The organism is Pseudomonas sp. HY7a-MNA-CIBAN-0227 (assembly GCF_040310325.1).
GTDB lineage: Bacteria > Pseudomonadota > Gammaproteobacteria > Pseudomonadales > Pseudomonadaceae > Aquipseudomonas.
In genome coordinates, this window is sequence record NZ_JBEOPT010000001.1 from 588,358 (window position 1) to 608,937 (window position 20,580).

A 20,580-nucleotide genomic window follows, 5' to 3' on the forward strand; every position below is an offset into this window, starting at 1 on the left:
CTAAGCTGGGCGCGCTGTCGGCACTGGATTGACCAGTTGCTCAAGCGTCGCGCGATCCAATAATTCGGTGTCCAATTTGATGTAAATGGCGGCTTCTTCAGCCACCACGACTGCATCCGTTACTCCGACGACGGCCTTCAGGCGCTCTACCAGACCGGCGTCACGAATCGCTTCGGGCGATAACGGCAGGCGCAGGCTTGTGACGTATGGAGGTTCGCGCATGGTAACAGCAAAGACCAGCCAAAGTGCAGCCAGCCCGGCGCATCCAAGGAACACAACCGACAAACCGCCATGCTGGTACATCCAGCCGCCCATGATCCCGCCGAGGGCCGAACCGAGGAACTGACTGGTGGAATACACCCCCATTGCCGTGCCCTTGCCGCCGGCCGGTGAAACTTTACTGATCAGCGAAGGCAATGAAGCCTCCAGCAGGTTGAACGCGGTAAAGAACACCACCGTGCCAATCACCAACGCCCGCAGGCTGTCGCCGAACTGCCAGAAGAATAGCTCAGTGAGCATCAATGTCGCGACGGAGCCCAGTAGAACTCGTTTCATTTTGCGTTTCTTCTCGCCATAGATGATGAACGGGATCATGGCGAAGAATGAAATCAGCAGCGCGGTGAGGTAAACCCACCAGTGCTGCTCCTTGGGCAGCCCGGCTTTTTCTACCAGGGCCAGGGGCAAGGCTACGAAGCTGCACATCAGCATTGCGTGTAATACGAAGATACCTAAATCCAGGCGCAGCAGGTCCGGGTGCTTGAGTGTGGGCAACAACGCCTCGCGGGCGACGCCTGACTCGCGGTGCTGCAACGGGCCGGCTGAACGCGGAACCATGAAGGCAACGATCAGGATGCCCACCAGGGCCATGCCGCCCGTGGCCAGGAACAACCCCGACAAGCCGAAGGCACGGGTCAGCAACGGGCCGACCACCATGGCCACGGCGAATGACAGCCCGATGGTCATGCCGATCATGGCCATGGCTTTGGTACGGTGCTGTTCGCGGGTCAGGTCAGAGAGTAGCGCCATGACGGCAGCAGAAATCGCCCCGGCACCTTGCAGGACGCGTCCGGCGATCACGCCCCAGATCGAATCGGCATTGGCCGCCAGCACGCTACCGAGGGCGAAAACGATCAGTCCGAGGTAAATCACCGGCCGGCGGCCGATGCGGTCGGAAATGAACCCAAACGGAATCTGAAAAATCGCCTGGGTCAGGCCATAGGCCCCAATTGCCAGGCCGATGAGGGCCGGGGTCGCGCCTGCGAGGTCCATTCCATAGGTCGCCAGGACCGGCAACACCATAAACATGCCAAGCATACGGAAGGCGAACACCAGGGCCAGACCGCTTGCCGCGCGGGTCTCGCTGCCACTCATGCGTTCGCTGTGGGGATCGTGCATGGAAAAACCTCGTGTGAACCGGCGGCGATTCTATCAGTCCCATCGTTTGAGAGGGTATATGCGGCGCTTTGCCGCGCAGCTTTCATGTAAGGCTGCGCCGGGTGATTTGATAGTGTGTATTCATCCAGTATTTAACCGTATACTCCTGCGTTTACGCCCGCCGTGCGAGGCCACTTTGGACAAGATCGTGATTCGTGGGGCTCGAACCCACAACTTGAAGAACATCGACCTGACCCTGCCCCGGGACAAACTGATCGTTATTACCGGCCTGTCCGGGTCCGGCAAGTCGTCCCTGGCGTTCGACACGCTGTATGCCGAAGGCCAGCGTCGCTATGTGGAATCGCTGTCGGCCTATGCCCGGCAGTTTTTGTCGATGATGGAAAAACCAGACGTCGACACCATCGAAGGCCTGTCGCCGGCGATCTCCATCGAACAGAAGTCGACTTCCCATAACCCGCGCTCCACCGTGGGCACCATTACCGAAATCTACGATTACCTGCGCCTGCTATATGCCCGCGTCGGTATTCCGCGCTGCCCGGATCACGACATCCCGCTGGAAGCCCAGACCGTCAGCCAAATGGTCGACCTGGTACTGGCCCGGCCGGAAGGCGCCAAGCTGATGCTGCTGGCACCGGTGATTCGCGAGCGCAAGGGTGAACACCTTTCAGTGTTCGAAGAGTTGCGCGCCCAGGGTTTCGTCCGGGCGCGGGTCAACGGCAAGCTCTGTGAGTTGGACGAGCTGCCCAAGCTGGATAAACAGAAGAAGCACTCCATTGATGTGGTCGTCGACCGCTTCAAGGTGCGTGCCGATCTGCAACAGCGCCTGGCTGAGTCGTTCGAGACCGCGCTGAAACTGGCGGACGGTATCGCCCTAGTGGCGCCGATGGACGACGAGCCCGGCGAAGAGATCATCTTCTCCGCGCGCTTTGCCTGCCCGATCTGCGGCCATGCCATCAGCGAGCTGGAACCCAAGCTGTTTTCCTTCAACAACCCGGCCGGCGCTTGCCCGACCTGTGATGGCCTGGGGATTAAGCAATTCTTCGACATCAAGCGTCTGGTCAACGGTGACCTGACGTTGGCGGAGGGTGCGATACGCGGCTGGGACAGGCGTAACGTCTATTACTTCCAGATGCTCGGCTCATTGGCCTCGCACTATAAGTTCAGCCTGGAAGTGCCGTTCAACGAACTGCCGGCCGAGCAGCAGAAAGTCATCCTGCATGGCAGCGGTTCGCAGAACGTCGACTTCAAGTACCTGAACGACCGGGGCGACATCGTCAAACGCTCCCATCCGTTCGAAGGGATCGTGCCGAACCTGGAACGGCGCTACCGCGAGACCGAGTCGGCCAGTGTGCGCGAGGAACTGGCCAAGTTCCTCAGCACCCAATCGTGCCCGGATTGCCGGGGCACCCGGCTGCGCCGCGAGGCGCGGCATGTGTGGGTTGGCGAGAAGACGTTGCCGGCAGTGACCAACTTGCCGATTGGCGATGCCTGCGAATACTTTGGCACGCTAAAACTGACCGGTCGCCGCGGGGAAATTGCCGACAAGATCCTCAAGGAAATTCGTGAGCGCCTGCAATTCCTGGTCAACGTTGGCCTGGATTATCTGTCACTGGACCGCAGCGCCGACACCCTTTCCGGTGGTGAAGCGCAGCGGATTCGCTTGGCGAGTCAGATTGGCGCCGGCCTGGTAGGAGTGCTGTACATCCTCGATGAGCCGTCCATCGGCTTGCATCAGCGCGACAACGACCGTTTGCTCGGTACGCTAAAGCACCTGCGGGACATCGGTAATACCGTGATCGTGGTCGAGCATGACGAGGATGCCATTCGCCTGGCCGACTATGTCGTCGACATCGGTCCCGGCGCGGGCGTGCATGGTGGGCATATTGTTGCCGAGGGCACGCCAGCGCAAGTCATGGCGCATCCTGACTCGTTGACCGGCAAGTACCTGTCAGGTCGGGTGAAGATTGCCGTGCCAGCCGAACGCACCCCACGCAACAAGAAGATGGCGCTGCACCTCAAGGGGGCACGTGGCAACAATCTGCGCAATGTCGACCTGGAGATTCCGCTGGGCCTGCTGACGTGCGTGACCGGCGTGTCCGGCTCTGGCAAGTCGACACTGATCAACAACACGCTGTACCCCTTGAGCGCTACCGCACTGAACGGCGCGACCACCCTGGAGGCCGCGGCTCACGACAGCATCAAGGGCCTGGAGCATCTGGACAAGGTGGTCGATATTGACCAGAGCCCGATTGGGCGTACACCGCGCTCCAACCCGGCGACCTACACAGGGCTGTTCACGCCGATTCGCGAGCTGTTCGCTGGCGTACCGGAGTCCCGCTCCCGTGGTTACGGCCCAGGGCGTTTCTCCTTCAACGTCAAGGGTGGACGCTGTGAGGCTTGCCAGGGCGATGGCCTGATCAAGGTAGAGATGCATTTTTTGCCGGACATCTACGTGCCGTGCGATGTATGCAAGAGCAAGCGCTACAACCGTGAAACCCTGGAGATCAAGTACAAGGGCAAGAACATCCACGAAACGCTGGAAATGACGATTGAAGAAGCGCGAGTGTTCTTTGATGCGGTCCCGGCACTGGCGCGCAAGCTGCAGACGCTGATGGATGTCGGCCTGTCGTACATCAAGCTGGGGCAATCGGCGACTACCTTGTCCGGTGGCGAGGCACAGCGGGTGAAACTGTCTCGTGAGCTGTCCAAACGCGATACCGGCAAGACCCTGTATATCCTTGATGAGCCGACCACCGGTCTGCACTTCGCTGATATCCAGCAGTTGCTGGACGTGCTGCATCGCTTGCGCGACCACGGCAATACAGTGGTCGTGATTGAGCATAACCTGGACGTGATCAAGACTGCCGACTGGCTGGTGGATCTCGGCCCTGAGGGCGGCTCCAAAGGTGGGCAGATCATTGCCGTCGGTACACCGGAACAAGTGTCGGAGATGACGCAGTCTCACACTGGCTTCTATCTCAAGGCATTGTTGGCTCGCGACAAGGCCTGATCCAGGCTTATGAAAAAGCCCCTGTCACCGTTGAGGTGACAGGGGCTTTTTTGATGCCGGCGGAATCAGAACTGCGATTGCAGGTAGTTTTCCAGACCGATCAACTTGATCAGACCCAACTGTTTCTCAAGCCAGTAAGTGTGATCTTCTTCAGTGTCATTCAACTGCACCCGCAGGATTTCCCGGGTGACATAGTCGCTGTGCTGCTCGCAGAGCTCAATGCCCTTGCACAGTGCAGCACGGACCTTGTACTCAAGGCGCAAGTCGCTGGCGAGCATGTCAGGCACCGTGGTGCCGGTATCCAGATCGTCGGGACGCATACGTGGCGTGCCTTCGAGCATCAGGATGCGGCGCATTAGCGCGTCGGCGTGCTGTGCCTCTTCTTCCATTTCGTGGTTGATACGTTCGTAGAGCTCAGTAAAGCCCCAGTCTTCGTACATCCGCGAGTGAATGAAATATTGGTCACGAGCTGCCAGTTCGCCCGTCAGCAACGTGTTGAGGTAATCGATTACGTCGGGGTGACCTTGCATCGCCCTACATCTCCCTGCTTGAAAGACTGTAGTTTGAACCATGATGACCTGCAGGTCACGGGACCAACGGCAGAAAAGCGATGATATTCAGAGAAAATCAGCTGAAATAACGCAAAAACCGCCCAAATGAGGGCGGTTCTGCTTATCACTTAGAGTTAGTTAAGCGATACACCCAGTGCAGATGCGACACCTTCTGCATAAGCAGAGTCTGCCCTGAAGAAATGCTGCAATTGGCGCTGGACTACATCGCTGGAAACTCCAGCCATAGCCCCGGCGATGTTGTTGATCAGCAGGGTTTTCTGCTCATCGTTCATCAGGCGGAACAGCGCACCAGCGTGGCTATAGTAGTCAGTGTCTTCACGGTGATCGTAACGGTCAGCCGCACCGCTCAGGGCCAGGGCAGGCTCGGCGAACTGCGCAGCTTGCTTCGGCGCGTCGGCGTAGCTGTTTGGCTCGTAGTTGGGAGCCGCGCCGCCGTTGCTACCGAACGCCATTGAACCGTCTCGTTGGTAGCTGTTGACCGGACTGCGTGGTGCATTCACCGGCAGGTGCTGGTGATTGGTGCCGATACGGTAGCGGTGAGCATCAGCGTAAGCGAACACACGGCCTTGCAGCATACGGTCTGGCGACAGGCCTACACCTGGGACCATATTGCTTGGACCAAACGCGGCCTGCTCCACTTCAGCAAAGTAGTTCTGCGGGTTACGATTCAGCTCCAGCTCACCCACTTCGATCAGAGGGAACTCTTTTTGCGACCAAGTCTTGGTCACGTCGAAGGGGTTCTCATAGTGAGTATTCGCCTGAGCTTCGGTCATGATCTGGATGCAGACGCGCCATTTCGGGAAATCACCGCGCTCAATAGCTCCGAACAGGTCGCGTTGGGCGTAATCAGGATCGGTACCGGCCAGCCGTGCTGCGTCAGCAGGCGCGAGGTTCTTGATGCCCTGTTTGGTCTTGTAGTGCCACTTCACCCAGTGCCGTTCACCCGTGGCGCTGATGAGGCTATAGGTGTGGCTGCCGAAGCCGTGCATGTGACGGTAGCCGTCCGGGATGCCTCGGTCCGAAAACAGGATGGTGACCTGGTGCAGCGCCTCAGGGGAGTGGGACCAGAAGTCCCACATCATCTGCCCACTCTTCAAATTGCTTTGCGGCAGACGTTTTTGAGTGTGGATAAAGTCAGGGAATTTCAATGGATCACGGATGAAGAACACCGGAGTGTTGTTGCCGACGATGTCCCAGTTGCCTTCTTCGGTGTAGAACTTCAAGGCGAAACCACGCGGGTCGCGCTCGGTGTCAGCCGAACCGCGTTCGCCGCCAACGGTGGAGAAGCGCAGAAAGGTCGGCGTTTGTTTACCCACAGTCTCGAACAGCTTGGCGCTGGAGTACTGCGTAATGTCTTGAGTGACGGTGAAGGTACCGTAGGCACCCGAGCCTTTGGCGTGTACGCGACGCTCCGGGATGTTTTCACGGTTGAAGTGCGCAAGCTTCTCGATCAGGTGAAAGTCGTCGAGCAGCAGCGGGCCACGGGGGCCTGCGGAACGGGAATTCTGATTGTCCGCAACGGGCGCGCCGCTGGCGGTGGTAAGGACTTTAGTCTGGCTCATGCTCAATCTTCCTCAGGTCAGTCTTGGAACTGCCGGCTAATCGGCTGGGAGGGAGTATTGACCATCAGGGTGACACCATCAAATTCATTAAATTATGGTCTTTGATAGAAAATAACTAACGATCCGTCAGTGCACATAGCTATTGCCTTGATTGTGGAGGTGGCAGTGACTCAAAAATATAGACGCCTTTTTTCCAGGCACAAAAAACCGGGCCCTAGGCCCGGTTCTTCGTTACAGACTGACGTCTTACTCAGCGGATACAGCTTCACCGCCAACTGGACGATCGATCAGCTCAACGTACGCCATAGGCGCGTTGTCACCAGAGCGGAAACCGCACTTGAGGATGCGCAGGTAGCCACCCTCACGGGTAGCATAACGCTTGCCCAGGTCGTTGAAGAGCTTACCAACGATAACTTTCGAACGAGTACGGTCGAAAACCAAACGGCGGTTAGCCAGGCTGTCTGTCTTGGCCAAAGTGATCAGCGGCTCAGCAACGCGACGCAGTTCTTTAGCTTTCGGCAGTGTAGTTTTGATCAGCTCGTGCTCAAACAGCGACACCGCCATGTTTTGAAACATGGCCTTGCGGTGCGAGCTGGTACGGCTCAGGTGACGACCACTTTTACGATGACGCATGGTTCATTCCTTACCAAACTCACGTTCGGTGATTACGACGATCAGGCAGTCGCCTTGTCGTCCTTCTTAAGACTTGCAGGCGGCCAGTTGTCGAGGCGCATGCCGAGGGACAGACCGCGGGAGGCCAGAACGTCCTTGATTTCAGTCAAGGATTTCTTGCCCAGGTTCGGAGTCTTCAACAGTTCTACTTCGGTACGCTGAATCAGGTCGCCGATGTAGTAAATGTTTTCCGCCTTAAGGCAGTTAGCCGAACGTACAGTCAGTTCCAGATCGTCAACCGGGCGAAGCAGGATCGGATCGATCTCGTCTTCTTGCTCGATTACCACTGGCTCACTATCACCTTTGAGGTCGACGAACGCAGCCAACTGCTGTTGCAGAATGGTTGCAGCGCGGCGGATAGCCTCTTCAGGATCTAGAGTACCGTTGGTTTCCAGATCAATAACCAGCTTGTCCAGGTTAGTACGCTGCTCGACACGGGCGTTTTCCACCACGTATGCGATACGGCGAACCGGGCTGAACGAAGAGTCAAGCTGCAAGCGACCAATGCTGCGGCTTTCGTCTTCATCGCTCTGACGCGAGTCGGCCGGTTCATAACCACGACCACGAGCTACGGTGAGCTTCATGTTCAGGGCGCCGTTAGACGCCAGGTTAGCGATTACGTGATCGGGATTAACGATCTCGACATCATGATCCAGCTGAATATCGGCAGCGGTAACCACCCCCGAACCCTTCTTCGACAAGGTCAGCGTAACTTCGTCACGGCCATGCAGCTTGATAGCCAGACCTTTAAGGTTCAACAGGATTTCAATTACGTCTTCCTGTACACCTTCGATGGCGCTGTACTCGTGGAGCACACCGTCAATCTCGGCCTCGACTACTGCACAGCCGGGCATTGAGGACAACAGGATGCGGCGCAGCGCGTTGCCCAGGGTGTGGCCAAAACCACGCTCGAGAGGCTCGAGAGTGATCTTGGCGCGGGTTGGACTGACAACCTGCACATCAATGTGACGGGGTGTCAGGAACTCATTTACCGAAATCTGCATGGATGCACCTATTTTCTAGCCCTTACTTGGAGTAGAGCTCGACAATCAGGCTTTCGTTGATGTCGGCGGACAGATCACTGCGAGCAGGAACGTTCTTGAAAACGCCCGACTTCTTCTCAGTGTCTACTTCTACCCATTCTACGCGGCCACGTTGGGCACACAGATCGAGAGCTTGGACAATGCGAAGTTGGTTTTTTGCTTTCTCGCGAATCGCGACCACGTCACCAGCACGAATCTGGTAGGACGGGACGTTAACGGTTTGGCCGTTTACGCTGACGGATTTGTGCGATACCAGCTGACGGGATTCGGCACGAGTCGAACCAAAGCCCATACGGTATACAACGTTGTCCAGACGGCATTCGAGCAGTTGCAGCAGGTTTTCACCGGTTGCACCTTTCTTGCCAGCAGCTTCTTTGTAGTAGCCGCTGAATTGACGCTCGAGAACGCCGTAGATACGACGGACCTTCTGCTTTTCACGCAGTTGGGTGCCGTAATCGGACTGGCGACCGCGGCGTTGGCCGTGGATACCAGGTGCTGCTTCAATGTTGCACTTCGATTCGATCGCGCGCACGCCGCTCTTCAGAAAGAGATCGGTGCCTTCGCGACGAGCGAGTTTGCATTTTGGACCAATGTAACGAGCCATTCTTTACAATCTCCTGGATTACACGCGGCGCTTCTTCGGCGGACGGCACCCGTTGTGCGGGATTGGCGTCACGTCGGTGATGCTGGCGATCTTATAGCCACAGCCGTTCAATGCACGGACAGCAGACTCACGACCTGGACCTGGACCTTTGACGTTAACGTCGAGGTTTTTCAGGCCATATTCCAGCGCAGCTTGACCAGCACGTTCAGCAGCTACTTGAGCAGCGAACGGGGTGGACTTGCGAGAACCGCGGAAACCCGAACCACCGGAGGTAGCCCAAGAAAGCGCGTTACCCTGACGGTCGGTAATGGTCACGATGGTGTTGTTAAAAGAAGCATGGATGTGGGCGATGCCATCAACCACTGTCTTTTTAACTTTTTTACGAGGACGAGCAGCAGGTTTTGCCATGATTAATTTCCTGTCGATTCGCTGGGGCGATTACTTGCGGATCGGCTTACGCGGACCTTTACGGGTACGCGCGTTAGTCTTGGTACGCTGACCGCGTACTGGAAGACCACGACGATGACGCAGACCGCGATAGCAACCGAGGTCCATCAAACGCTTGATTTTCATGTTGATTTCGCGACGCAGGTCACCTTCAGTGGTGAACTTCGCCACTTCGCCACGCAGCTGTTCAATCTGCTCGTCGCTCAGATCTTTGATCTTTGCGGCTGGGTTTACCCCAGTCACTGCGCAAATTTTCTGCGCAGTAGTGCGACCAACACCATAGATGTAGGTCAGCGAGATAACAGTGTGCTTGTTATCTGGAATGTTAACGCCTGCAATACGGGCCATTCAGTGGGACTCCAATTGACAGCTACCTACGCCCCGGAAGCCAAGAAATAGGGCGCGAGATAATATCGCTGTAATAACAAATAATCAACCCGGCAGCGCACTAGCTGCCGGGCTTCAAGCGGATCACACTCAGCCTTGGCGCTGTTTGTGACGCGGTTCCGCGCTGCAAATTACTCGAACAACACCTTCGCGGCGAATAATTTTGCAGTTACGGCACAGCTTTTTCACCGATGCACGAACTTTCATCACCAACTCCTCGAACCTTATGGGTACTCAGCGCAACATGCCGCTGCCGTAACCCTTCAGGTTGGCTTTCTTCATCAGGGATTCGTACTGGTGCGAAACGAGGTGCGATTGTACTTGAGACATGAAGTCCATCACAACCACGACCACGATCAGCAACGAGGTCCCCCCAAGGTAGAACGGAACGTTTGCCGCAACCACCAGGAACTGGGGCAGCAGACACACGGCCGTCATATATAGAGCACCGAACATGGTCAAGCGAGTCAGAACGCCATCAATGTAGCGCGCAGACTGCTCACCTGGACGGATGCCCGGAATAAAGGCACCGGACTTCTTCAGGTTTTCCGCTACGTCTTTCGGATTGAACATCAACGCCGTATAGAAGAAGCAGAAGAAAATAATCCCTGCACTAAACAGCAGAATATTCAACGGCTGACCAGGAGCGATCGACTGCGAGATGTCCTGCAACCAGCCCATACCTTCAGACTGACCAAACCAGGCACCCAACGAAGCCGGAAACAGCAAAATGCTGCTCGCGAAGATAGCAGGAATTACCCCGGCCATATTCACTTTCAGCGGCAAGTGGCTGGTCTGCGCAGCAAAAACCTTGCGGCCCTGCTGACGCTTGGCGTAGTGAACAGCAATACGACGCTGACCACGCTCAATGAACACCACAAAACCGATAATCGCTACTGCCAGCAAACCGATGGCAACCAGGGCGAAGATATTGATATCACCCTGACGCGCAGACTCGAAAGACTGCCCAATTGCTCTCGGAAGACCGGCGACGATACCTGCGAAAATCAACATCGAGATACCGTTACCAACACCGCGCTCAGTAATCTGCTCACCCAGCCACATCATGAACATCGCACCAGCCACAAATGTGGATACCGCAACGAAATGGAAGCCAAAGTCACCAGTGAACGCAACACCCTGCCCGGCCAGGCCAACGGACATGCCGATAGCTTGGACCAAGGCGAGAATGACAGTGCCGTAGCGGGTGTACTGGCTAATCTTGCGACGGCCAGCTTCACCTTCCTTCTTCAACTGCTCCAGCTGCGGGCTGACGGCGGTCATCAGCTGCATGATGATCGATGCCGAGATGTACGGCATGATCCCCAGTGCAAAGATGCTCATCCGTTCCAGCGCGCCGCCGGAAAACATGTTGAACAAGCTAAGAATGGTCCCCTCATTCTGTCGAAACAGGTCTGCGAGTCGGTCCGGATTGATACCTGGAACCGGGATGTGTGCGCCTATTCGGTAGACGATAATCGCCAGGAACAGAAAACGCAGACGAGCCCAAAGTTCAGACATACCGCCTTTGCCGAGCGCTGAGAGAGCACCTTGCTTAGCCATTTATTCCTCGAACTTGCCGCCAGCTGCTTCGATAGCCGAACGCGCACCTTTGGTGGCGCCGATTCCCTTGCCGATAGTGACAGCGCGAGTCACTTCACCGGACAGCATGATTTTCACACGCTGTACGTTGACGTTGATCACGTTGGCATCTTTCAGGGTCTGCACGGTAACGATGTCGCCTTCCACTTTGGCCAGCTCGGACAGACGCACTTCTGCGCGATCCATGGCTTTCAGGGAAACGAAACCGAATTTCGGCAGGCGACGATGCAGCGGCTGTTGACCGCCTTCAAAGCCTGGAGCAATAGTGCCACCGGAGCGGGAGGACTGACCTTTGTGGCCACGGCCACCGGTCTTGCCCAAACCACTACCGATACCACGGCCCGGACGATGCTTTTCACGACGGGAACCCGGCGCTGGACTCAGATCATTGAGTTTCATCGATTAACCCTCGACACGCAGCATGTAGTAAGCCTTGTTGATCATCCCGCGATTCTCGGGAGTATCAAGTACTTCTACAGTGTGACCGATGCGACGCAGACCCAAACCCTTAACACACAATTTGTGGTTAGGGATGCGACCGGTCATGCTTTTGATCAGCGTTACTTTAACGGTAGCCATGATCAGAAGATCTCCTTGACGCTTTTGCCACGCTTGGCGGCAATAGATTCAGGAGACTGCATTGCTTTCAAACCCTTGAACGTAGCGTGAACCACGTTTACCGGGTTAGTCGAGCCGTAGCACTTGGCCAGAACGTTCTGAACGCCGGCAACTTCGAGGACAGCACGCATAGCGCCGCCAGCGATGATACCAGTACCTTCAGAAGCAGGCTGCATGTACACCTTCGAAGCACCATGAGCGGACTTCATTGCGTACTGCAGCGTGGTGCCGTTCAGATCAACTTGGATCATGTTGCGACGAGCAGCTTCCATTGCCTTCTGGATCGCAGCAGGCACTTCACGTGACTTGCCACGGCCGAAGCCAACGCGCCCTTTACCATCACCAACCACGGTCAACGCGGTGAAAGTGAAGATACGGCCGCCTTTAACGGTTTTGGCTACGCGGTTAACTTGAACCAGCTTCTCAATGTAGCCTTCGTCGCGCTTTTGGTCGTTATTTGACATAACTTAGAACTCCAGCCCAGCTTCACGAGCAGCATCAGCCAGCGCCTTGACGCGACCGTGATACTTGAAGCCAGAGCGGTCGAAAGCCACCTGCGAGACGCCAGCGGCTTTTGCACGCGTAGCGACCAGCTGGCCAACCTTAGTGGCCGCGTCGATGTTGCCAGTGGCGCCATCACGCAGTTCTTTATCCAAAGTCGAGGCGCTTGCCAGGACCTGGTTGCCGTCGGCCGAGATGACCTGGGCGTAAATGTGCTGCGACGAGCGGAACACGCAGAGACGCACGACTTCGAGTTCGTGCATTTTCAGGCGTGCTTTGCGAGCGCGACGCAGTCGAGTAACTTTTTTGTCGGTCATTTGCTATGCCCTACTTCTTCTTGGCTTCTTTACGACGGACGACTTCGTCCGCGTAGCGCACACCTTTGCCTTTGTACGGCTCAGGTGGACGGAAGTCGCGGATCTCAGCGGCCACCTGACCTACCAGCTGCTTATCGATACCCTTGATCAGGATATCGGTTTGGCTAGGGGTCTCAGCGGTGATGCCTTCCGGCAGTTCGTAATCCACTGGGTGCGAGAAGCCAAGGGCCAGGTTCAAAACCGTGCCTTTTGCTTGCGCTTTGTAACCAACACCGACCAGCTGGAGCTTACGCTCGAAGCCTTGGCTTACGCCTTGGACCATGTTGTTTACCAACGCACGAGTGGTACCGGCCATTGCGCGAGTTTGTTGATCGCCATTGCGAGCAGCAAAACGCAGCTCACCGGCTTCTTCAACGACCTCAACGGACGAATGGATGTTCAGTTCTAGAGTGCCCTTGGCACCCTTCACCGAAAGCTGACCACCTGCGAATTTGACTTCGACACCGGCTGGCAGCTTAACGGGGTTCTTAGCGACGCGTGACATGCTTATCCCCCCTTAGAACACTGTGCAAAGAACTTCGCCGCCGACACCGGCAGCGCGCGCAGCACGATCCGTCATCACACCTTTATTGGTGGAGACGATAGACACACCGAGACCGCCACGAACTTTCGGCAGATCTTCGACGGACTTGTACTGACGCAGGCCTGGACGGCTAACGCGCTTCACTTCCTCGATGACCGGACGGCCTTCGAAGTACTTCAGCTCGATAGACAGCAGTGGTTTGATTTCGCTGCTGATCTGATAACCCGCAATGTAGCCTTCGTCTTTCAGGACTTTGGCAACAGCAACCTTCAACGTGGAAGATGGCATGCTTACGACGGACTTTTCAGCCATCTGGGCATTACGGATTCGAGTTAGCATGTCCGCTAACGGGTCCTGCATACTCATGGGCTAGACGCTCCTAATACAAAAAAATTAGCCTTGCGGCTACTACGTGTCGCCGAGAATCTCCGAGCATAAAACACACGGGCTCAGGCGAGCCGCGTATTTTAGACACACCCCGGAAATGAATCAAGCCCCAAAAGGGGCTTGATTCAGATTCAAGGCCACCGACGGTCAGTATCTTGCGATTCTGACCATCGAGACTTCGAAAGTACTTACCAGCTGGCTTTAACCAGACCTGGTACGTCACCACGCATTGCCGCTTCACGCAGTTTGTTACGGCCGAGGCCGAACTTGCGGTAAACGCCGTGTGGACGACCGGTCAGGCGGCAGCGGTTACGCATGCGCGAAGCGCTTGCGTCACGTGGCTGCTTCTGCAGGGCTACTGTAGCTTCCCAACGCGCTTCTGGACTTGCGTTCAGATCAACGATGATAGCTTTCAGTGCTGCACGCTTCTTGGCGTACTTGGCAACCGTGAGCTGACGTTTCAGCTCGCGGTTTTTCATGCTCATCTTGGCCATGGTCCTACTCCAATCAGTTGCGGAACGGGAATTTGAAAGCGCGCAGCAGTGCGCGACCTTCATCATCCGTCCGAGCAGTGGTGGTCAGGGTAATGTCCAGACCGCGGAGAGCATCGATCTTGTCGTAGTCGATTTCCGGGAAGATGATCTGCTCTTTAACGCCCATGCTGTAGTTACCACGACCATCGAAGGACTTGGCATTCAGGCCGCGGAAGTCGCGTACCCGAGGCAGGGAGATCGACAGCAGACGATCCAGGAATTCGTACATACGCTCACGGCGCAGAGTCACTTTGACGCCGATCGGCCAACCTTCACGGACTTTAAAGCCAGCGATGGATTTCCGAGCGTAAGTCACAACGACTTTTTGACCGGTGATCTTTTCCAGGTCAGCAACAGCGTGCTCGATGACTTTTTTGTCGCCGATCGCTTCGCCCAGACCCATGTTCAGGGTGATTTTGGTAACGCGCGGAACTTCCATCACATTCGAAAGCTTAAGTTCTTCCTTAAGTTTCGGTGCGATTTCCTTCCGGTAAATCTCTTTTAGTCGTGCCATGGTCTTCTACCTAGCAGTGTTCAAGCATCAACCGCTTTTTGGGTCGACTTGAAGACACGAATTTTCTTGCCGTCTTCTACTTTGAAACCAACGCGGTCAGCCTTGTTGGTTTCGCCGTTGAAAATGGCGACGTTAGAAGCGTGCAGTGGCGCTTCTTTCTCGACGATACCGCCTTGTACGCCCGACGCGGGGTTAGGCTTGGTATGACGCTTAACCAGGTTCAAACCACCGATGACCAGACGATCATCAGCGAGAACCTTAAGCACCTTACCGCGCTTACCTTTGTCTTTGCCGGCGATCACGATGATCTCGTCGTCACGACGAATCTTTTGCATGTCGGATCTCCTTACAGCACTTCTGGGGCGAGCGAGACGATCTTCATGAACTTCTCAGTACGAAGTTCACGGGTCACTGGCCCAAAGATACGGGTGCCGATCGGCTCTTGCTTGTTGTTCAAAAGAACAGCAGCGTTGCCATCAAAGCGGATAATGGAGCCATCTGCACGGCGTACGCCGTGACGAGTGCGGACTACAACAGCAGTCATCACTTGGCCCTTTTTCACCTTACCGCGAGGAATTGCTTCCTTCACGGTAACTTTGATGATGTCACCGATACCAGCGTAACGACGATGGGAGCCACCCAGCACCTTGATGCACATAACGCGGCGAGCGCCGCTGTTATCGGCCACATCGAGCATGGATTGAGTCTGAATCATATAATTTCTCCGACCCCTAGTCCTTAGACTTCCACAGCGCGTTCGAGAACATCAACCAGTGCCCAAGACTTAGTCTTGGCCAGGGGACGAGTTTCACGAATAGTGACCTTGTCGCCGATGTGGCACTGATTGGTTTCGTCGTGCGCGTGCAGCTTAGTCGAACGCTTAACGTATTTACCGTAGATCGGGTGCTTAACGCGGCGCTCGATCAGAACGGTGATGGTTTTGTCCATCTTGTCGCTGACAACACGGCCAGTCAGCGTACGGACAGTTTTTTCGGCTTCAGCCATGATCACTTACCTGCCTGCTGGTTGAGCACAGTCTTCACGCGAGCAATGTCACGCTTAACTTGCGAGAGCAGATGAGACTGCCCCAACTGGCCAGTTGCTTTCTGCATACGCAGATTGAACTGGTCGCGCAGCAGGCCGAGCAGTTGCTCGTTCAGCTGCTGTGCGGATTTTTCACGAAGTTCATTCGCTTTCATCACATCACCGTCCGTTTAACAAAGGAGGTGGCGAGCGGCAGCTTTGCAGCAGCCAGGGCGAAAGCCTCACGCGCCAGCTCTTCAGTAACACCCTCGATTTCATACAGGACTTTGCCTGGCTGAATCTGGGCAACCCAATATTCCACGTTACCCTTACCTTTACCCATCCGAACTTCGAGTGGCTTCTTGGTTACAGGCTTGTCCGGGAATACACGGATCCAGATCTTGCCGCCACGTTTAACGTGACGGGTCAGTGCACGACGCGCTGACTCGATCTGACGAGCGGTGAGACGACCACGAGCTACAGACTTCAGCGCGAACTCGCCGAAGCTGACTTTGCTACCGCGCTGAGCCAGACCACGGTTGTGGCCTGTCATCTGCTTGCGGAACTTCGTACGCTTTGGTTGCAACATTTGGCGTACCCCTTACTTAGCAGCTTTTTTACGAGGCGCTGGTGCTTGTGGTTTCAGCTCTTCTTGGCGACCACCAATTACTTCGCCTTTGAAGATCCAAACCTTTACACCGATCACACCATAAGTGGTGTGAGCTTCGTAGTTGGCATAGTCGATGTCGGCACGCAGGGTGTGCAGTGGCACACGACCTTCGCGATACCATTCAGTACGTGCGATTTCAGCACCGCCGAGACGACCGCTCACTTGGATTTTGATGCCTTTGGCACCAATGCGCATGGCGTTCTGTACAGCGCGCTTCATAGCGCGACGGAACATTACACGACGCTCCAGCTGCTGAGCTACGCTCTGCGCAACCAGCATACCGTCGAGCTCCGGCTTGCGGATCTCTTCGATATTGATGTGCACAGGCACACCCATTTGCTTGGTCAGGTCCTGACGCAGTTTCTCAACATCTTCACCTTTCTTCCCGATAACGATACCTGGACGAGCAGTGTGGATGGTGATACGTGCAGTTTGGGCCGGACGATGGATATCGATACGGCTTACGGACGCGCTTTTTAGTTTGTCTTGGAGATACTCGCGCACCTTCAGATCAGCGAACAAATAGTCCGCATAAGTCCGACCGTCTGCGTACCAGACGGAGGTGTGCTCCTTGACGATTCCCAGGCGAATGCCAATGGGATGTACTTTCTGACCCATCTCTTCGACTCCGTTACTTGTCAGCAACCTTGACAGTGATATGGCAAGACCGCTTGACGATGCGATCAGCCCGGCCTTTGGCACGAGGCATGATGCGCTTCAGCGAACGCCCTTCGTTGACGAAAACGGTGCTGACCTTAAGGTCATCAACGTCTGCGCCTTCGTTATGCTCGGCGTTGGCTACGGCCGACTCCAGCACTTTCTTGATGATCTCGGCGGCTTTCTTACTGCTGAAAGCCAACAGGTTGAGCGCTTCGCCCACCTTCTTCCCGCGGATCTGGTCGGCGACCAAGCGGGCTTTCTGGGCGGAGATTCGAGCGCCCGACAACTTAGCGGCTACTTCCATCATTCCTTACCCCTTAACGCTTGGCTTTCTTGTCTGCCACATGCCCACGATAAGTGCGGGTAGCGGCAAACTCGCCTAGTTTGTGGCCGACCATGTCTTCGTTCACAAGAACTGGGACATGCAGACGACCGTTATGCACAGCAATGGTCAAACCGACCATTTGTGGCAGGATCATCGAACGGCGCGACCAGGTTTTCACTGGTTTGCGATCGTTCTTTTCCGCCGCCACTTCGATCTTCTTCAGTAGGTGAAGATCAATAAAAGGACCTTTTTTCAGAGAACGTGGCACTGTCGTATCCCTCTATTTACTTGCGACGACGGACGATCATTTTGTCGGTACGCTTATTACCACGAGTCTTCGCGCCCTTAGTCGGGAAGCCCCACGGCGATACCGGATGACGACCACCAGAGGTACGACCTTCACCACCACCATGTGGGTGGTCAACCGGGTTCATGGCAACACCACGAACGGTTGGGCGAACGCCACGCCAGCGTTTGGCACCAGCTTTACCCAGCGAACGCAGGCTATGCTCGGAGTTCGAGACTTCGCCCAGGGTCGCACGGCATTCAGCCAATACTTTACGCATCTCACCAGAACGCAGACGCAGGGTCACGTAGACACCTTCACGAGCGATCAGCTGAGCCGAAGCACCAGCGGAACGAGCGATTTGCGCGCCTTTACCTGGCTTCAATTCGATGCCGTGTACGGTGCTACCAACTGGAATGTTACGCAGTTGCAGAGCGTTGCCCGGCTTGATCGGCGCCAGAGCACCTGCGATCAGCTGGTCACCAGCACTCACGCCTTTAGGGGCGATAATGTAGCGACGCTCGCCATCTGCGTACAGCAGCAGAGCGATGTGAGCAGTACGGTTTGGATCGTATTCGATACGCTCGACAGTGGCGGAGATGCCATCTTTGTCATTGCGACGGAAATCGACCAAACGATAATGCTGCTTATGGCCACCACCGATGTGACGAGTGGTAATGCGACCATTGTTGTTACGACCACCAGTCTTCGATTTCTTCTCGAGCAGCGGTGCGTGAGGAGCGCCTTTATGCAGCTCCTGGTTGACCACCTTGACCACAAAACGGCGGCCAGGGGAAGTCGGTTTGCATTTAACGATTGCCATGATGCACCCCTTCCTTACTCAGCACTGCTGCTGAAATCGAGATCTTGGCCTGGTTGAAGGGAGATAACTGCCTTCTTCCAGTCATTACGCTTGCCCAGACCGCGAGCAGTGCGCTTGCTCTTACCCAGAACATTCAGGGTAGTAACACGCTCTACTTTCACGCTGAACAGGCTTTCGACGGCCTTCTTGATTTCCAGCTTGGTTGCGTCAGTAGCAACCTTGAAAACGAACTGACCTTTCTTGTCAGCCAGAACCGTAGCCTTTTCGGAAACGTGCGGGCCGAGCAGAACTTTAAATACGCGTTCCTGGTTCATCCCAGCAGCTCCTCGAATTTCTTCACGGCCGACACGGTGATCAACACCTTGTCGTATGCGATCAGACTAACTGGATCGGAACCTTGCACGTCACGGACATCGACGTGTGGCAGGTTGCGAGCAGCCAGGTACAGGTTCTGATCAACAGCTTCGGACACGATCAGGACATCAGTCAGACCCATGCCATTCAGCTTGTTCAGCAGATCTTTGGTTTTCGGCGCTTCAACTACGAAGTCCTGAACCACGACCAGACGATCAGTACGCACGAGTTCAGCAAGGATGGAGCGCAGTGCTGCGCGATACATCTTCTTGTTGAGCTTCTGAGTGTGATCCTGCGGACGAGCTGCGAAAGTGGTACCGCCGCCACGCCAGATTGGGCTACGGATAGTACCGGCACGAGCACGGCCAGTACCTTTCTGACGCCAAGGGCGCTTACCGCCACCACGAACGTCGGAACGGGTCTTTTGCTGCTTGCTACCTTGACGGCCGCCAGCCATGTAGGCCACGACTGCTTGGTGAACAAGCGTCTCGTTGAATTCGCCGCCAAATGTCAGTTCGGAAACTTCGATCGCTTGAGCGTCATTTACATTTAATTGCATGTCAGCTTCCCCTTAACCGCGAGCCTTGGCCGCTGGACGTACAACCAGGTTGCCGCCAGTAGCGCCAGGAACAGCACCCTTGACCAACAACAGATTGCGTTCAGCGTCGACGCGCACTACTTCGAGGGACTGCACGGTCACGCGCTCAGCGCCCATATGACCGGACATTTTTTTGCCCTTGAATACACGACCAGGAGTCTGGCACTGGCCAATAGAGCCCGGGACGCGGTGGGAAACGGAGTTACCGTGAGTGTTGTCTTGGCCACGGAAATTCCAACGCTTGATCGTACCCTGGAAGCCTTTACCCTTGGACTGACCGGTTACATCAACCAGTTGACCAGCGGCGAAGATTTCAGCGTTGATCAGATCGCCAGCCTGGTAGTCGCCATCTTCAAGACGGAACTCCATGACAGTACGACCAGCTGCAACGTTTGCTTTAGCGAAGTGACCTGCTTGAGCAGCAGTCACACGCGAAGCACGACGCACGCCGACAGTGACTTGCACTGCACGATAGCCATCGGTTTCTTCAGTTTTAAACTGGGTGACGCGATTCGGCTCGATCTCAATGACCGTAACCGGAATGGAGACACCTTCTTCGGTGAAAATACGGGTCATACCGCATTTACGACCGACTACACCAATAGTCATGTTGTAAACCTCATGAGTGTACGGGGCTTTCACCCGCTATGGCCGCCCATTTCAGAGCGTTACACGACTAAGACCCAAGTCTTAGCCGAGGCTGATCTGCACTTCCACACCGGCCGCCAGATCAAGCTTCATAAGTGCATCAACGGTTTTATCCGTTGGCTGGACGATGTCCAGTACGCGCTTATGAGTACGGATCTCGTACTGGTCACGCGCGTCTTTGTTGACGTGCGGGGAGACCAGAACGGTGAACCGCTCTTTACGGGTAGGCAGTGGAATTGGACCACGCACTTGAGCACCAGTACGTTTCGCGGTTTCCACGATTTCCTGGGTGGATTGGTCGATCAGGCGATGGTCAAAAGCCTTCAACCTGATACGGATTTGCTGATTTTGCATTGGATTTCAGACTCCAGATTGCTATTCCCACCGGACGCAATACGCCCGTTAAAAGGAGGCGCAATTCTATAGACGGGCCACCACAGTGTCAA

At 55.6% G+C, this 20,580-nt stretch carries 32 protein-coding genes; 1 reads left to right on the plus strand and 31 read right to left on the minus strand.

What is annotated here, in order from left to right; all coding sequences use genetic code 11:
- Positions 1–1,395: an MFS transporter gene (locus AAEZ06_RS02780; protein WP_149413626.1), complete on the minus strand. Its 1,395-nt coding sequence runs from the start codon at positions 1,393–1,395 to the stop codon at positions 1–3.
- Between the two features lie 175 nt (positions 1,396–1,570).
- On the opposite strand from AAEZ06_RS02780, the gene uvrA reads away from it, so the two are divergent.
- Entirely contained in the window at positions 1,571–4,405 is a 2,835-nt protein-coding gene (uvrA, locus tag AAEZ06_RS02785) for an excinuclease ABC subunit UvrA (protein WP_149413627.1), read from the plus strand.
- A 65-nt stretch (positions 4,406–4,470) separates the two neighbouring features.
- Here uvrA and bfr read toward each other — a convergent pair whose 3' ends face one another.
- The 30 genes from bfr to rpsJ all read right to left on the minus strand — a co-directional run bounded on the left by bfr (position 4,471) and on the right by rpsJ (position 20,488).
- Complete coding sequence (gene bfr, locus AAEZ06_RS02790) at positions 4,471–4,935, minus strand: bacterioferritin (protein WP_350612740.1); 465 nt, start codon at positions 4,933–4,935, stop codon at positions 4,471–4,473.
- A 155-nt stretch (positions 4,936–5,090) separates the two neighbouring features.
- Positions 5,091–6,539 (minus strand): catalase, encoded by a 1,449-nt coding sequence (locus tag AAEZ06_RS02795; protein WP_350612742.1) that lies wholly within the window; start codon positions 6,537–6,539, stop codon positions 5,091–5,093.
- 246 nt (positions 6,540–6,785) lie between these two features.
- Entirely contained in the window at positions 6,786–7,172 is a 387-nt protein-coding gene (gene rplQ, locus AAEZ06_RS02800) for a 50S ribosomal protein L17 (RefSeq protein WP_133103473.1), read from the minus strand.
- A 41-nt stretch (positions 7,173–7,213) separates the two neighbouring features.
- Positions 7,214–8,215: a DNA-directed RNA polymerase subunit alpha gene (locus AAEZ06_RS02805; RefSeq protein WP_003176403.1), complete on the minus strand. Its 1,002-nt coding sequence runs from the start codon at positions 8,213–8,215 to the stop codon at positions 7,214–7,216.
- A gap of 22 nt (positions 8,216–8,237) precedes the next feature.
- Positions 8,238–8,858 carry a 30S ribosomal protein S4 gene (gene rpsD / locus AAEZ06_RS02810; RefSeq protein WP_133103474.1) on the minus strand — a complete coding sequence of 207 codons (621 nt, stop codon included), beginning with the start codon at positions 8,856–8,858 and terminating at the stop codon, positions 8,238–8,240.
- Positions 8,859–8,876: 18 nt separating this feature from the next.
- Positions 8,877–9,266 (minus strand): 30S ribosomal protein S11, encoded by a 390-nt coding sequence (gene rpsK / locus AAEZ06_RS02815; RefSeq protein WP_002555466.1) that lies wholly within the window; start codon positions 9,264–9,266, stop codon positions 8,877–8,879.
- A 30-nt stretch (positions 9,267–9,296) separates the two neighbouring features.
- Positions 9,297–9,653, minus strand: a complete 357-nt coding sequence (gene rpsM, locus AAEZ06_RS02820) for a 30S ribosomal protein S13 (RefSeq protein WP_003186020.1) — start codon at positions 9,651–9,653, stop codon at positions 9,297–9,299.
- A gap of 129 nt (positions 9,654–9,782) precedes the next feature.
- Positions 9,783–9,899: a 50S ribosomal protein L36 gene (rpmJ, locus tag AAEZ06_RS02825; RefSeq protein ID WP_002555468.1), complete on the minus strand. Its 117-nt coding sequence runs from the start codon at positions 9,897–9,899 to the stop codon at positions 9,783–9,785.
- A 27-nt stretch (positions 9,900–9,926) separates the two neighbouring features.
- Positions 9,927–11,255, minus strand: a complete 1,329-nt coding sequence (secY, locus tag AAEZ06_RS02830; RefSeq protein ID WP_003210064.1) for a preprotein translocase subunit SecY — start codon at positions 11,253–11,255, stop codon at positions 9,927–9,929.
- Positions 11,256–11,693 carry a 50S ribosomal protein L15 gene (gene rplO / locus AAEZ06_RS02835; RefSeq protein WP_003210066.1) on the minus strand — a complete coding sequence of 146 codons (438 nt, stop codon included), beginning with the start codon at positions 11,691–11,693 and terminating at the stop codon, positions 11,256–11,258.
- 3 nt (positions 11,694–11,696) lie between these two features.
- On the minus strand, positions 11,697–11,873 hold the full coding sequence (gene rpmD, locus AAEZ06_RS02840; protein WP_003186033.1) for a 50S ribosomal protein L30: 177 nt from the start codon (positions 11,871–11,873) through the stop codon (positions 11,697–11,699).
- Positions 11,874–11,875: 2 nt separating this feature from the next.
- Complete coding sequence (rpsE, locus tag AAEZ06_RS02845; RefSeq protein WP_003186035.1) at positions 11,876–12,376, minus strand: 30S ribosomal protein S5; 501 nt, start codon at positions 12,374–12,376, stop codon at positions 11,876–11,878.
- A gap of 3 nt (positions 12,377–12,379) precedes the next feature.
- A complete protein-coding gene (rplR, locus tag AAEZ06_RS02850; protein ID WP_122486025.1) occupies positions 12,380–12,730 on the minus strand; it encodes a 50S ribosomal protein L18 in 351 nt (116 codons plus the stop codon).
- Between the two features lie 10 nt (positions 12,731–12,740).
- Complete coding sequence (gene rplF / locus AAEZ06_RS02855) at positions 12,741–13,274, minus strand: 50S ribosomal protein L6 (RefSeq protein WP_010174584.1); 534 nt, start codon at positions 13,272–13,274, stop codon at positions 12,741–12,743.
- A 12-nt stretch (positions 13,275–13,286) separates the two neighbouring features.
- Positions 13,287–13,679 (minus strand): 30S ribosomal protein S8, encoded by a 393-nt coding sequence (rpsH, locus tag AAEZ06_RS02860; RefSeq protein ID WP_017848802.1) that lies wholly within the window; start codon positions 13,677–13,679, stop codon positions 13,287–13,289.
- Positions 13,680–13,888: 209 nt separating this feature from the next.
- A complete protein-coding gene (gene rpsN, locus AAEZ06_RS02865) occupies positions 13,889–14,194 on the minus strand; it encodes a 30S ribosomal protein S14 (protein ID WP_003176414.1) in 306 nt (101 codons plus the stop codon).
- 13 nt (positions 14,195–14,207) lie between these two features.
- The gene (gene rplE / locus AAEZ06_RS02870) at positions 14,208–14,747 is read right to left on the minus strand and encodes a 50S ribosomal protein L5 (RefSeq protein ID WP_003186044.1); all 540 of its coding nucleotides are present in this window, start codon (positions 14,745–14,747) and stop codon (positions 14,208–14,210) included.
- 20 nt (positions 14,748–14,767) lie between these two features.
- A complete protein-coding gene (rplX, locus tag AAEZ06_RS02875; RefSeq protein ID WP_029299388.1) occupies positions 14,768–15,082 on the minus strand; it encodes a 50S ribosomal protein L24 in 315 nt (104 codons plus the stop codon).
- An 11-nt stretch (positions 15,083–15,093) separates the two neighbouring features.
- Positions 15,094–15,462: a 50S ribosomal protein L14 gene (gene rplN / locus AAEZ06_RS02880; RefSeq protein WP_002555479.1), complete on the minus strand. Its 369-nt coding sequence runs from the start codon at positions 15,460–15,462 to the stop codon at positions 15,094–15,096.
- Between the two features lie 23 nt (positions 15,463–15,485).
- On the minus strand, positions 15,486–15,752 hold the full coding sequence (rpsQ, locus tag AAEZ06_RS02885) for a 30S ribosomal protein S17 (protein WP_003176419.1): 267 nt from the start codon (positions 15,750–15,752) through the stop codon (positions 15,486–15,488).
- Positions 15,753–15,754: 2 nt separating this feature from the next.
- Positions 15,755–15,946, minus strand: coding sequence for a 50S ribosomal protein L29 (rpmC, locus tag AAEZ06_RS02890; RefSeq protein WP_002555481.1), 192 nt, complete (start codon positions 15,944–15,946; stop codon positions 15,755–15,757).
- Positions 15,946–16,359 (minus strand): 50S ribosomal protein L16, encoded by a 414-nt coding sequence (rplP, locus tag AAEZ06_RS02895; protein ID WP_133103477.1) that lies wholly within the window; start codon positions 16,357–16,359, stop codon positions 15,946–15,948. The genes rpmC and rplP overlap by 1 nt, the downstream gene beginning before the upstream one ends.
- A 12-nt stretch (positions 16,360–16,371) precedes the next feature.
- A complete protein-coding gene (gene rpsC / locus AAEZ06_RS02900) occupies positions 16,372–17,058 on the minus strand; it encodes a 30S ribosomal protein S3 (RefSeq protein WP_003176422.1) in 687 nt (228 codons plus the stop codon).
- A gap of 13 nt (positions 17,059–17,071) precedes the next feature.
- Entirely contained in the window at positions 17,072–17,404 is a 333-nt protein-coding gene (gene rplV, locus AAEZ06_RS02905; RefSeq protein ID WP_003210077.1) for a 50S ribosomal protein L22, read from the minus strand.
- 13 nt (positions 17,405–17,417) lie between these two features.
- Positions 17,418–17,693 carry a 30S ribosomal protein S19 gene (gene rpsS / locus AAEZ06_RS02910; RefSeq protein WP_133103478.1) on the minus strand — a complete coding sequence of 92 codons (276 nt, stop codon included), beginning with the start codon at positions 17,691–17,693 and terminating at the stop codon, positions 17,418–17,420.
- A gap of 16 nt (positions 17,694–17,709) precedes the next feature.
- The gene (gene rplB / locus AAEZ06_RS02915) at positions 17,710–18,534 is read right to left on the minus strand and encodes a 50S ribosomal protein L2 (RefSeq protein ID WP_003176423.1); all 825 of its coding nucleotides are present in this window, start codon (positions 18,532–18,534) and stop codon (positions 17,710–17,712) included.
- A 14-nt stretch (positions 18,535–18,548) separates the two neighbouring features.
- Positions 18,549–18,848, minus strand: coding sequence for a 50S ribosomal protein L23 (rplW, locus tag AAEZ06_RS02920; RefSeq protein ID WP_002555488.1), 300 nt, complete (start codon positions 18,846–18,848; stop codon positions 18,549–18,551).
- Complete coding sequence (gene rplD / locus AAEZ06_RS02925; protein ID WP_149413630.1) at positions 18,845–19,447, minus strand: 50S ribosomal protein L4; 603 nt, start codon at positions 19,445–19,447, stop codon at positions 18,845–18,847. The genes rplW and rplD overlap by 4 nt, the downstream gene beginning before the upstream one ends.
- Positions 19,448–19,459: 12 nt before the next feature.
- The gene (rplC, locus tag AAEZ06_RS02930) at positions 19,460–20,095 is read right to left on the minus strand and encodes a 50S ribosomal protein L3 (protein WP_133103480.1); all 636 of its coding nucleotides are present in this window, start codon (positions 20,093–20,095) and stop codon (positions 19,460–19,462) included.
- A gap of 81 nt (positions 20,096–20,176) precedes the next feature.
- Positions 20,177–20,488 carry a 30S ribosomal protein S10 gene (gene rpsJ, locus AAEZ06_RS02935; protein WP_003186070.1) on the minus strand — a complete coding sequence of 104 codons (312 nt, stop codon included), beginning with the start codon at positions 20,486–20,488 and terminating at the stop codon, positions 20,177–20,179.
- Positions 20,489–20,580 lie beyond the last annotated feature (92 nt).

Coding starts and splice junctions, on each gene's coding strand:
- AAEZ06_RS02780 (WP_149413626.1), bottom strand. CDS start 1,395: ATGCACGATCCCCACAGCGAACGCATGAGTGGCAGCGAGACCCGCGCG.
- bfr (WP_350612740.1), bottom strand. CDS start 4,935: ATGCAAGGTCACCCCGACGTAATCGATTACCTCAACACGTTGCTGACG.
- AAEZ06_RS02795 (WP_350612742.1), bottom strand. CDS start 6,539: ATGAGCCAGACTAAAGTCCTTACCACCGCCAGCGGCGCGCCCGTTGCG.
- rplQ (WP_133103473.1), bottom strand. CDS start 7,172: ATGCGTCATCGTAAAAGTGGTCGTCACCTGAGCCGTACCAGCTCGCAC.
- AAEZ06_RS02805 (WP_003176403.1), bottom strand. CDS start 8,215: ATGCAGATTTCGGTAAATGAGTTCCTGACACCCCGTCACATTGATGTG.
- rpsD (WP_133103474.1), bottom strand. CDS start 8,858: ATGGCTCGTTACATTGGTCCAAAATGCAAACTCGCTCGTCGCGAAGGC.
- rpsK (WP_002555466.1), bottom strand. CDS start 9,266: ATGGCAAAACCTGCTGCTCGTCCTCGTAAAAAAGTTAAAAAGACAGTG.
- rpsM (WP_003186020.1), bottom strand. CDS start 9,653: ATGGCCCGTATTGCAGGCGTTAACATTCCAGATAACAAGCACACTGTT.
- rpmJ (WP_002555468.1), bottom strand. CDS start 9,899: ATGAAAGTTCGTGCATCGGTGAAAAAGCTGTGCCGTAACTGCAAAATT.
- secY (WP_003210064.1), bottom strand. CDS start 11,255: ATGGCTAAGCAAGGTGCTCTCTCAGCGCTCGGCAAAGGCGGTATGTCT.
- rplO (WP_003210066.1), bottom strand. CDS start 11,693: ATGAAACTCAATGATCTGAGTCCAGCGCCGGGTTCCCGTCGTGAAAAG.
- rpmD (WP_003186033.1), bottom strand. CDS start 11,873: ATGGCTACCGTTAAAGTAACGCTGATCAAAAGCATGACCGGTCGCATC.
- rpsE (WP_003186035.1), bottom strand. CDS start 12,376: ATGTCAAATAACGACCAAAAGCGCGACGAAGGCTACATTGAGAAGCTG.
- rplR (WP_122486025.1), bottom strand. CDS start 12,730: ATGACCGACAAAAAAGTTACTCGACTGCGTCGCGCTCGCAAAGCACGC.
- rplF (WP_010174584.1), bottom strand. CDS start 13,274: ATGTCACGCGTCGCTAAGAACCCCGTTAAGCTGCCAGCCGGTGTCGAA.
- rpsH (WP_017848802.1), bottom strand. CDS start 13,679: ATGAGTATGCAGGACCCGTTAGCGGACATGCTAACTCGAATCCGTAAT.
- rpsN (WP_003176414.1), bottom strand. CDS start 14,194: ATGGCCAAGATGAGCATGAAAAACCGCGAGCTGAAACGTCAGCTCACG.
- rplE (WP_003186044.1), bottom strand. CDS start 14,747: ATGGCACGACTAAAAGAGATTTACCGGAAGGAAATCGCACCGAAACTT.
- rplX (WP_029299388.1), bottom strand. CDS start 15,082: ATGCAAAAGATTCGTCGTGACGACGAGATCATCGTGATCGCCGGCAAA.
- rplN (WP_002555479.1), bottom strand. CDS start 15,462: ATGATTCAGACTCAATCCATGCTCGATGTGGCCGATAACAGCGGCGCT.
- rpsQ (WP_003176419.1), bottom strand. CDS start 15,752: ATGGCTGAAGCCGAAAAAACTGTCCGTACGCTGACTGGCCGTGTTGTC.
- rpmC (WP_002555481.1), bottom strand. CDS start 15,946: ATGAAAGCGAATGAACTTCGTGAAAAATCCGCACAGCAGCTGAACGAG.
- rplP (WP_133103477.1), bottom strand. CDS start 16,359: ATGTTGCAACCAAAGCGTACGAAGTTCCGCAAGCAGATGACAGGCCAC.
- rpsC (WP_003176422.1), bottom strand. CDS start 17,058: ATGGGTCAGAAAGTACATCCCATTGGCATTCGCCTGGGAATCGTCAAG.
- rplV (WP_003210077.1), bottom strand. CDS start 17,404: ATGGAAGTAGCCGCTAAGTTGTCGGGCGCTCGAATCTCCGCCCAGAAA.
- rplB (WP_003176423.1), bottom strand. CDS start 18,534: ATGGCAATCGTTAAATGCAAACCGACTTCCCCTGGCCGCCGTTTTGTG.
- rplW (WP_002555488.1), bottom strand. CDS start 18,848: ATGAACCAGGAACGCGTATTTAAAGTTCTGCTCGGCCCGCACGTTTCC.
- rplD (WP_149413630.1), bottom strand. CDS start 19,447: ATGCAATTAAATGTAAATGACGCTCAAGCGATCGAAGTTTCCGAACTG.
- rplC (WP_133103480.1), bottom strand. CDS start 20,095: ATGACTATTGGTGTAGTCGGTCGTAAATGCGGTATGACCCGTATTTTC.
- rpsJ (WP_003186070.1), bottom strand. CDS start 20,488: ATGCAAAATCAGCAAATCCGTATCAGGTTGAAGGCTTTTGACCATCGC.